Source organism: Maribacter aquimaris (assembly GCF_014596745.1).
Classification (GTDB): Bacteria; Bacteroidota; Bacteroidia; order Flavobacteriales; family Flavobacteriaceae; genus Maribacter_A; species Maribacter_A aquimaris.
This window is the reverse complement of sequence record NZ_JABTCF010000022.1, coordinates 1-10,299: the sequence shown is the minus strand read 5'-3', so window position 1 is coordinate 10,299 and position 10,299 is coordinate 1. Positions and strand designations below refer to the sequence as shown.

The window sequence follows — 10,299 nt, the reverse complement described above, 5'->3', positions numbered from 1 at the left end:
GTTTGTTTTTTGGATAATAGATATCCAGCGTACATCTTTCCTTTATATAGGCGTTGGTGTTGGATATACTATCATCATAATATTTTATATCCTTAACGGTTTGATAAACAATATTTTGGGCATTGGTTAAGGTTACCCAAAAAATTAAAAAAAGGGTTAAGGTCTTTACTTTATCCATGGTTGTTTTGTTTACCTCTAATTTAATTAAAACGATTGAGGGCCTCGTGTTTTTAAGTTCAAAATCTTTGATTGGATCACCAAAAAAATCCCGGGTTTTTACTTTTACGTATTTGATTTCAATTATAGTAATTTTAAGGTTGCTATAACCCAATAACTACCCTAATTGTTACCCTATACTACCCTGGATATGGATAAAAACTACCCCATACATGGAATTATAAAAAGAAATCAAGAGGGAAGTCTAAATGGTAGGGGGTAGTTAAATGGGTAGACATTCGAATATTAGAGGGGTATGTATGGGTAGTTTATATGGTAGGTAATAGGCAGGGGGTGGTAGTCTAGTTCAATATGCAACAATAAAAATTATGGGTTCGAGGTGTCAAGAGAAAACACCACATGTGTTTCTTTCTGCGGAATGTTTGTTTTTATGTTTTAAAACAACAATATAAAGTTAGGTCCGTAATAGTTTTTTAAGTCTCGATTGATACCCTTGTGCATAGTTTTTTTTTGTCTTTTCATCGAGATATGAAAGTTCAATTAAGGCCAATACCCTTTCTTGATTGGTGGTTATACTTTTAAATATCTTTTCGCATTGTTTTTTAGAAATGTCGGCAAGTTCCGCTAGTTTAAAAAACTGCTCCCCGATCTTACCACTTGATTGGTTTAGAGGTAAAAGCCCATCTTCCAAGGCAAAGTCCCTGTCTTCAATATGGATACTACTGTTCAATAGGTCATAAGCCGGACTCAATTTGAAATCTCCTAAGGCTGTTTCTATCAAAGAGAAATTTTTGAAATGGGCATCACCATTGGATATGAGATAGTTAAAGAGAAGTAACTTGAATAATTTGATGGCCTCAATGGGATAGGCAGGAACATATTTTTTTAAAAAGCCAAACAGTTCGAAATAATTTCCAGAATATTTAAAATCCGTTCCATGGGTCTGTGGTGTTCTACCGGCTAGGGAAGCAAAGTCTTCAACTGCCCATTTGTCGCCATTTTCCTGCACATCAAAACGTTTGGTAAGATAGGCCGGGTCTCCGTTTTTAAAAAATACCAGGCCGTTCTCCGCTGTTTCTATTCCGAATACTTGGCGTGCTATCTGCATGCTCAAATGTTCATTGGCCGGCATTTGTTCTTTTCGGTTTCCTGCATTGGGAATTGGTTTTAAAATATACTGTCCTTGTTCTCCTTCACTGATCAAACGTAGTTTATTCTTCTCCAGTAGTACAGAGAATTTTTCCTGTACTCCGGAAATCGATAGTTGTTTTTTATTTTCTTTAAAAAGCGCTTCGGTAATTGCATTGGTAACAGGCGATTCATAGGGTAGGGTAGGACTTACCTTTCTACCGTTGAATAAACGATTCAATGCCGTTTTACTATAGGCATTAAGTCCTTTCTTTAAAGTGCCAGGGCAATTATTTATGTTCATTAAGCTCATTGTTTTTTATTTCCTTGACCAGGATAGCCCCAATGGTATCATATTTAGCTGTAGTCAATAGTAGACCAAAATGGTCTTTTGAATCTATACGCAATTCAAAACAGATATTCTGTTTGTTAGAGCCTTCAGGTAGCATGTTATAAAAAAAAGGAAAAAGATGTTCCGAATGGTACTCTTGTTGGCTTTTGGGTAGTGTTAGACTAATGGCTGGTTTTACACTTGATTCAAACCATAGGTCATTGTAACGGAAGGTGAAACTTCCGTTATCGAGTTGGGTCAGCAGTCCTGCCTCCTCTTTTTTGTATAAAATAACGGCTTGCCTCATTATTCAGGTGTTGTCTTTTTTACTTGAAAAGTGAGTTCCATACCTAATGCATCCGCCAATTTATGTAATGTTTCTGCTGTAGGGTTGCCTTTACCACTTTCAAATTGTTTTAGGGTACGAAGACCTACTCCTGAAAGCTCTGCCAATGTTTCTTGGGTAACTTTTAGCATTTCCCTCCGCTCTTTTATACTATTTATCAGATTACTAAAGTGCATTATATGGCTCTTTTATGGGTAAAAATAGATATTTTTTAGGTATAAACATCTTAAAAGTGCATTAAATGGCACTAATGAATTCTTTTTTTAAGGTATTGAGCATTTATGATATAAAATAGTGCGTTATAATGCACTATTAAATTAAACAATTATAATAAATAGTTGGTATGCAGAATGGTATTTTTAGCTGCAATAAATGCGTAATGATAAAACATCAGGGTAGGAACAGGGTAGGGATGTTCAATGTCTACCCTTCTATTTACAAATAATTTTTTTAAGGTCATTACGGAAATCCGTAACGCAAATAAATAAAAATGTCCTAAGTTGCAGGGATAGGGTATAGGCCAATTAAGAGATTATGAGGTGTGCCTTAATGTATAGAGGCCTTATAAGTGATTTACTCTGTTAATCCTTTGTTTGATTTTTCTTCCGAACATAAAATAGTAATTTAAATGGCCAAAATAAACTTATAATTAATGAATAAAAAAGATTTATCCGAAAGAGATATTTGCTCTAAGTTCATTAATCCTGCCATAGAAAAAGCAGGGTGGAACATGAAAAAACAGGTTCGTGAGGAAGTCTTTTTTACGGATGGTAGAATAATTGTTCAAGGTAAGCTCTATACAAGGGGCAAAAGCAAAAGAGCGGACTATATCCTATAACTTGAAGACACAATAAAACCTAGGGTTACCCCAGGTTTTATTGTTGTTCACCATTGCTTTAGCCCCTAGATAATCGGAGCGAGACGTGAGTTGGATATATTAAAGCTTCAAATTCATCATAATCTCGTGGGTACCGTTATCTATTTTCCGCACGGGACTGCTGTTGGCAAACTCGTAGGCATAGCCCAGTTGCATTACTTTGGATACTTTGAATATGAACAGGCCACTGAAACTTTCGTTGATACGGTACGCTGCTCCCAATTCAAAGTTTTCACTGAAGGCCAATCTACTGGTAAGGTCTACCGACAAGGGTGTGGCGTCCACATACCTGAACAATACCGTTGGTTTTAATATCATCTTACCGCCCAAGGAAAAATCGTAACCTCCTGCAAGATAAATGTGCTGCCTGTCCGCCCCCGTCCTTGCTATCCCGTCCTCCTGTTCCAAACGATCGTTGCTCAGGATCTTCGGTACGGACAGGGATAAAAAGTAATCTTCATGCCTTAAATAGACCCCTGTACCAAAATTGGGGTTGAACCTGCCGTTCAGGTTCATCAGGTCCGGGTCCGCCTGGATGCCGTAGGTTACAAGTCCGTCCGTATTGGCGTTATAGGAGTTGAAACCGGCCTTTACACCAAAGTACAGGTCGTGCCTGTCCGACAATTGGAGATGGTACGAAAAATCCGCGGCTATCGAGGTTTGCCGCTCTATAAACGTCTTATCGCTTATGACGGAAAGTCCCAGGCCGATATTGTTCCCCACGGGTGTTCCAAAAATAAAACTCTGGGTCTCCGGTGAACCTTTTACATTGGCCCATTGGCTCCGTACGTTTATACCGACATCCGTGGTAGTGTTCGCTCCGGCATACGCAGGGTTTATAAGATTCATATTATAGATGTACATCGTATAATTGGGGTCCTGCTGTGCTACCGCTCCCGTAATCGCTAAAAGACCAAGGGCTACTGTTACTTTATAGATAAATTTCATTGTATCGACTTCTGGTTTATTAATAATTGATGAATATCCAACCTTGTAAAGGAGCGGAACCGTTGCCCAGATCTACTACGTATAAATAGGAACCTGTAGGTAGCATGGTACTGTTCGCATTATGCCTGCCCGTCCAATCGTTCCGGTAATTACCTGCTGCAAAAACTTCATGGCCCCATCGGTTGTACACACGTACCGTATTGTTCGGGTAGTTGTCTATCCCAGGTACCATCCACGTGTCGTTGATACCATCACCGTTGGGTGTAAAGGCCTCTGCCGGAACTAGTGTCGGTGTACTCTCTATTGGAAAAGCGTCCGTACCGTCCGTTATACCGTCGTTATCGTCGTCGTTATCCATAAAATCAGCAATCCCGTCATTGTCTGTATCCACTGGGTAATCGTTAGCATTTTTGGAATCAGATTCTTGCATTAGCTCTGTTTCATCAGAATAGCCGTCATTGTCGTCGTCCGTATCGGCATTGTCACCTGTGCCATCGCCGTCCGTATCGGTGTCCTCGTTATCATCTAATGGGAAGGCGTCCTCAGTATCCGGGGTACCGTCGCCATCGTCATCGGTATCGGCATTATCACCGGTACCATCACCGTCCGTATCGGTATCCTCGTTATCATCTAACGGGAAGGCATCCTCCGTATCCGGGGTACCGTCGTTGTCATCGTCGGTATCACAAGAATCAGCTATCAAATCTCCATCATTGTCATCTCCTGTTACTGTTAGCGTTGCTGTTTCTACGGTAGTATTACCATTAGAGTCCATCGCTGTTATGGTAATAGTGTAATTCCCTAAGTTAGCACAGTCAAAATCTGTACGGTCTATACTTATATTAGAGATAATACAATTGTCATCACTGTTAGTTATAAATTGATCTTCGGTGATATTAACTAAACCGTTTTCATCCAGCTGGACCGTGATGTCCTGTACCACTACGGTAGGGGAAATGGAATCTTCGACGGTGACTACGGCGGTGGCCGTATCACTGTTCCCGTTCACGTCCGTAACGGTCAGGGTAACTGTGTTTTCGCCAACGTCCGCACAGGTAAAATCGGTAGTATCCAACGCATAGGTGGCTATGGTACAGTTATCCGTGGAACCGTTGTCTATTTCTCCGGTGGTCACCGATGCATTGCCCGAGGCATCCAACTGGACCGTGATGTCCTGTACCACTACGGTAGGGGAAACGGAATCTTCGACGGTGACTACGGCGGTGGCCGTATCACTGTTCCCGTTCCCGTCCGTAATGGTAAGGGTAACTGTGTTTTCGCCGAGGTCCGTACAGTTAAAATCGGTAGTGTCCAACGCGTAGGTAGCTATGGTACAGTTATCCGTGGAACCGTTGTCTATTTCTCCGGTGGTAACCGATGCATTGCCCGAGGCGTCCAACTGGACCGTGATGTCTTGTGCCACTGCGGTCGGGGAAACGGAATCATTAAAGGTTGCATCAAAAGTTTGAGTTCCTATTTCACCTAAACTATCTTCAATAGAAACTGTAATAGTACTTGTTCCATTGGCATCCAACACTGGTGTTATTGCAATCGAACGTGTATTTCCAGTTCCAGTGATTATTATATCTGAGTTAGCGACAATACCAGTATTTGAGGAAGTTGCCGTAACACTAAATGTATTATCTCCAGGATAAGTGTCTGTAATTGTTAAAGCTAGACCAGAAACCGAACCATTTATACATTCTGACTGGTTTAGTATTGCTGAAGCTTCTGGAGAATCGTTGGGTATTGTCGTAAAATTAGTATTAGCAATTGTAGAATGAACATCTGAACTTCCATCATTATACAAGGTAACCACATAGATATCATAATTTGTATCTGGTTCAAGCTCTGTTAAATTAAACGTGTAGGGAACATCTCCTATTGTCGATACTGTTGAAGCATCCAAAACAGTACCTCCCGGATAATCTACACCAGCCTCAATTTGCGCAATTGAAGGTGCAGTAGAACCTCCAGGCACTAAAATAAAACTTGTTGTACCGGTTTCTGAAAATGCATATTCAAAATCCCCGAAGGTTTGGGAGGTATTTGATACGGTACTAGCTGAGAGTGCCGTTGCATAATCCAATGCCGCTGGTATTACTTGCTGTACCCAGTCTGATGAGTACTGAGGACAACTAGGACCCGTATTATAAAAATCAAAACCCATAAAAATCACATAACCTGCCCCATACTTAATAACAGCCACAACGGCATCACTATCCGTACCCCACATAGTTGTAAAATTAGCTACAGTTCCTTTTGAAATAGCGTCAGTAGCACTTAAATTGGGAAGTGAAGCCACCGTCACGCCATCAAAAGGAGTACCAGCTGTATTAGCTGTATTTTTTACCCAAGACATTGTGCCCTGAACATTAACGAGATCCCATGAAAAAATAAGGTTTAAAAAATCTGCATCTCTCGAATTATAAGTTCCTGTCATTACCATAACTCCTCCAGTGCTTACCCAATTTTCAAAAACCGCATGTGATGCTGTAGGAAAAAAGGTAGTGTTATTAGGGTTTTGATTCTCCATGTCGGTCATAAAGAAAAAGGTACTGGCATCTAACTGAGTTGCCAGCGTTGAAGAATTAGCAAAGCTGGTTATAGTGCCATCTACCGTATACCCAGGTATAGCATTTACGATGTCTATAAGGTTTTCGTTTTCCTCGGAACATCCACCGGAACCATTTAAACCTGGATAATTGAATACGGAAACCTGTATGTCCTGCGCAAAAACTCCAAGATTAAAAAGTAACGTAACTATTAGGAATAGTTTTTTCATCATTTTGTTCTTTTAATTCGTTAAATATTGATTATGTTCTATCCATTCTAAGTCGTTGGATTGAGTCACAGCTCCTATACAAAAGAATATGAACAGGAATAAGATGGCAGGCATGGTTTTGTTATACATATGTTTTTTCAGTGGTTTATTTTTTGGAATACTAATTGGTCGGTTAAAGATTTCGTAATATTTCATTTATTTCAAATAGGGAAGTTTGATTTTTAGAATGCCCAACTAGAGATGAATAGAATAGGCTAGTAATGAGAAAAAGAAATGGAAGTATGATATTTTTTTGATAGAATAGATTCTTATCATTATACCTTTTTACAAATGAAGTATTTATTGTAGTATTTATCTTACTTATGTTGTGGCTTTCTAGTTTTATGTTGTGTTATTTTAGATTTATGTGGTAAGAAGCATTGCGCCTTTCAGACTTAATGTTCGATTATGATCACTTTAATATTGATGTTTTCAATGCTTGACCCCTTGTACACATTACTAATCGCCGAGGCCTTTAAGTATGACGTAACAGCCATTTTTTATCCGTCCTTATCAATTTTAGCTACCTGACCATGGTAAAAAAAGGATTCGGTCGGGGTACTGGCTTTACTTATGGGAGTCTGGACCGATATCTAAAAGGGACTGCTGTTGGCAAACTCGTAGGCATAGCCCAGTTGCATTACTTTGGATACTTTGAATATGAACAGGCCACTGAAACTTTCATTGATACGGTAGGCTGCTCCCAATTCAAAGTTTTCACTGAATGCCAATCTACTGGTAAGGTCTACCGACAAGGGTGTGGCGTCCACATACCTGAACAATACCGTTGGTTTTAATATCATCTTACCGCCCAAGGAAAAATCGTAACCTCCTGCAAGATAAATGTGCTGCCTGCCCTCCCCCGTCCTTGCTATCCCGTCCTCCTGTTCCAAACGGTCGTTGCTCAGGATCTTCGGTACGGACAGGGATAAAAAGTAATCTTCATGCCTTAAATAGACCCCTGTACCAAAATTGGGGTTGAACCTACCGTTCAGATTCATCAGGTTCGGGTCCGCCTGGATGCCGTAGGTTACAAGTCCGTCCGTATTGGCGTTATAAGAGTTGAAACCGACCTTTACACCAAAGCAACTTTTTGATTTACAGTTATATGAAACCATTAAGATCAAATGAAATTCTTACTTCCCGATACAAAAGTTCGCAAAGATATTCCCCAGTAGATCGTCCGATGTGATCTCCCCAGTGATCTCCCCAAAATGATATAGGGCTTGGCGGATATCGATGGACAAAAGGTCTCCGGAAATGCCATTGTCCAGTCCAAACTGAACTTTTTGTACTTCCTCCAAGGCTTTTAAAAGCGCATCGTAGTGACGTGTGTTCGTAACGATGGTCTCATTATTGCGTAAGGCCCCGGTATTGACATAATGCAAAAGTTGGTTTTTAAGGGCATCGACACCTTCCCCGGTTTTTGCCGAGATCATCTGAAAGGCAGAACCTTCAACATGGGTGAGCAATTGTTCAAGGGATGCCTTTTCCTGCGGGCCTAGGATATCTATTTTGTTTACCAGGATAACCAGAGGTTTATCAGGATGCTTTGTCGCTATTTTACCGACTTCGGTCTGCAAGCTTTTAAGGTTGATTGCCGATTTTTTGAATTCCTCGGCACTGTGAAGAAACAATACTACCTGGGCTTGGGTAATTTTTTCAAAGGTTTTCTTGATGCCGATACTTTCAACAACATCCTCCGTTTCCCGAATTCCAGCGGTATCTATAAATCGAAAACCAATGCCCCCAATATTCAATTCGTCCTCAATGGCATCCCTTGTGGTACCCGCAACATCCGATACTATGGCACGTTCTTCATTCAGAAGGGCATTGAGTAAGGTAGACTTGCCCACATTGGGTTCCCCGACAATGGCGACCGGAATTCCGTTTTTGATGACATTGCCGACCGCAAAGGAATCAATCAATCGTTTTAGGACTTCCTGGATTCTTTTCAACAGTGTCTTGAATTGGGACCGGTCCGCAAATTCAACATCCTCCTCGGCAAAATCCAATTCCAACTCTATTAATGAAGCAAAATTCAACAGTTCATCCCGTAACAATTTTATTTCATTGCTAAATCCACCCCGCATTTGCTGCATGGCGATTTGATGCGATGCTTCATTTTCACTCGAAATCAAATCGGCTACGGCTTCGGCCTGACTCAGATCCAATTTGCCATTCAGGAAGGCACGCAGGGTAAATTCACCCGCATCGGCCATCCGACATCCCTTACGAAGGAACAATTGAATGATCTGTTGCTGAATATACGGCGATCCATGACAGGAAATCTCGATCACATTTTCCCCTGTGTACGAATTGGGACCTTTGAATAGGGAAAGCAAGACCTCGTCAAGGGTTTTGTTCCCATCCATAACATGGCCTAGATGGATGGTGTGACTTTTTTGTTGGGTCAAATCCTTTCCATGAATGGAATTAAAAACAGTATTGGCTATCGTAATAGCATCCTTACCCGAAACACGGATAATAGCTATCGCCCCTGCACCTGAAGGAGTGGCTAAGGCAACAATAGTGTCTGATGGAGTCATGGAATGGAATTTTATGCAAAAATAGGCAAATCAAGGCTATATTTCATGGCTGTTAACGTCGTGTTATAATATTGAATGGCAATCAACGAATTTTATATATTCGCCCCAACATTAACCATATAATTTTATTAGAATGAAACAAGTGATGTTTACTTTATTATTATTAATTGCCGTTCAGGTTTCTTCGGCACAAACCGTCGTAAAATCTGCTTCGGAAATTGAGCAAGAGGCCGCAGCGGAACGTGCGGCAGTTATTAAAAAGGTCGAGAAAGAGAAAAAAGAAGCAGCCAAGAAAGAGAAAAAAGTTAAAAAAGAAGCGAAAAAGGAAAAGGAGGCCGCAAAGTTGAAAAAGAATATCAGTACAAAAGAAAAAGCCATTGCCAAAAATGAACGAAAGATAGAATCGATTCAAGGGAAACTGGAAAAAGGGAAATTAAAAGGAAAGTTATCTCCCGTGGATATTGAAAAGATGGAGGCTAAAACCGTAAAGCTCAAATCAACCATAGCCAAGGATAAGGAGAAATTGGGGAAACTGAACAAGAGTAGATAACAGGAAGTGACCATGTAACAAAAGTCCGTTTTTTGCGTCTAATAGGTAGTTATTCATCTAAAATCAATCAAAAAATGGAAATTATTAATCAAAACATCGCATTACGTGAAGACAGACAACTTCTGGTCATAACCCATCTTACCCAATATTTGGATTATGTTACGGGATTTGGAGGTTTGATCGTTCCTTTAATTTTATGGCTTACCTCCAAGGATACGGTTCTTGGAATGGACGAGCACGGTAAATCGGTCATTAACCTGCAATTGAGCCTTATCCTCTATGTAGTTATTGGAATACCCAGTATCCTACTCTTGGGATTAGGGATTCTACTGTTGGTATTTGCAGGGGTACTTTCCTTGGTAATGCCCATCGTAAATGCGGTACGGGCCAGTAATGGCGAATCGCCCAGTTATTTTGGTACAATCCGTTTTATCGATTAATTAAAAATTTGTCTAGTCCTAAATAACCGTTACAGGTTTATGGATTAAAAATAGTTTAATTAAGCTCAACGAGGATATCCTCGTTGAGCTTTTTTGATTTATACGTTCTCATTTGTATTTTTTGTTGTT

9 protein-coding genes and 1 pseudogene are annotated in these 10,299 nt (G+C 40.3%); 3 read left to right on the top strand and 7 right to left on the bottom strand.

The genetic code is table 11. The features are described from left to right. Positions 1–631: 631 nt before the first annotated feature. From HPE56_RS20130 to HPE56_RS20120, 3 genes are read right to left on the bottom strand one after another with little or no spacing between them, the layout of a single operon-like run. Complete coding sequence (locus tag HPE56_RS20130) at positions 632–1,609, bottom strand: type II toxin-antitoxin system HipA family toxin (protein ID WP_317173235.1); 978 nt, start codon at positions 1,607–1,609, stop codon at positions 632–634. Then, positions 1,596–1,943 carry a HipA N-terminal domain-containing protein gene (locus tag HPE56_RS20125; protein WP_188245543.1) on the bottom strand — a complete coding sequence of 116 codons (348 nt, stop codon included), beginning with the start codon at positions 1,941–1,943 and terminating at the stop codon, positions 1,596–1,598. Before HPE56_RS20125 ends, HPE56_RS20130 begins: the two co-directional genes overlap by 14 nt. Beyond that, entirely contained in the window at positions 1,943–2,158 is a 216-nt protein-coding gene (locus HPE56_RS20120) for a helix-turn-helix domain-containing protein (RefSeq protein ID WP_188245542.1), read from the bottom strand. Before HPE56_RS20120 ends, HPE56_RS20125 begins: the two co-directional genes overlap by 1 nt. Before the next feature lie 476 nt (positions 2,159–2,634). On the opposite strand from HPE56_RS20120, the pseudogene HPE56_RS20115 reads away from it, so the two are divergent. Beyond that, positions 2,635–2,817: pseudogene (locus HPE56_RS20115) on the top strand (hypothetical protein); the annotation flags it as partial. Positions 2,818–2,919: 102 nt separating this feature from the next. Here the strand turns inward: HPE56_RS20115 and HPE56_RS20110 are convergent. From HPE56_RS20110 to mnmE, 4 genes are all read right to left on the bottom strand, one after another. Next, positions 2,920–3,807, bottom strand: a complete 888-nt coding sequence (locus tag HPE56_RS20110; protein WP_188245541.1) for a PorP/SprF family type IX secretion system membrane protein — start codon at positions 3,805–3,807, stop codon at positions 2,920–2,922. A gap of 19 nt (positions 3,808–3,826) precedes the next feature. Further along, positions 3,827–6,595, bottom strand: a complete 2,769-nt coding sequence (locus tag HPE56_RS20105; RefSeq protein ID WP_188245540.1) for a gliding motility-associated C-terminal domain-containing protein — start codon at positions 6,593–6,595, stop codon at positions 3,827–3,829. A gap of 629 nt (positions 6,596–7,224) precedes the next feature. After that, on the bottom strand, positions 7,225–7,749 hold the full coding sequence (locus tag HPE56_RS20100) for a PorP/SprF family type IX secretion system membrane protein (RefSeq protein WP_188245539.1): 525 nt from the start codon (positions 7,747–7,749) through the stop codon (positions 7,225–7,227). Positions 7,750–7,767: 18 nt separating this feature from the next. After that, positions 7,768–9,180 carry a tRNA uridine-5-carboxymethylaminomethyl(34) synthesis GTPase MnmE gene (mnmE, locus tag HPE56_RS20095; protein ID WP_188245538.1) on the bottom strand — a complete coding sequence of 471 codons (1,413 nt, stop codon included), beginning with the start codon at positions 9,178–9,180 and terminating at the stop codon, positions 7,768–7,770. A 133-nt stretch (positions 9,181–9,313) separates the two neighbouring features. On the opposite strand from mnmE, the gene HPE56_RS20090 reads away from it, so the two are divergent. Together HPE56_RS20090 and HPE56_RS20085 are read left to right on the top strand one after the other, a co-directional pair. After that, positions 9,314–9,730, top strand: a complete 417-nt coding sequence (locus HPE56_RS20090) for a hypothetical protein (RefSeq protein ID WP_188245537.1) — start codon at positions 9,314–9,316, stop codon at positions 9,728–9,730. A 74-nt stretch (positions 9,731–9,804) separates the two neighbouring features. Then, the gene (locus HPE56_RS20085) at positions 9,805–10,170 is read left to right on the top strand and encodes a DUF4870 domain-containing protein (protein ID WP_188245536.1); all 366 of its coding nucleotides are present in this window, start codon (positions 9,805–9,807) and stop codon (positions 10,168–10,170) included. Positions 10,171–10,299 lie beyond the last annotated feature (129 nt).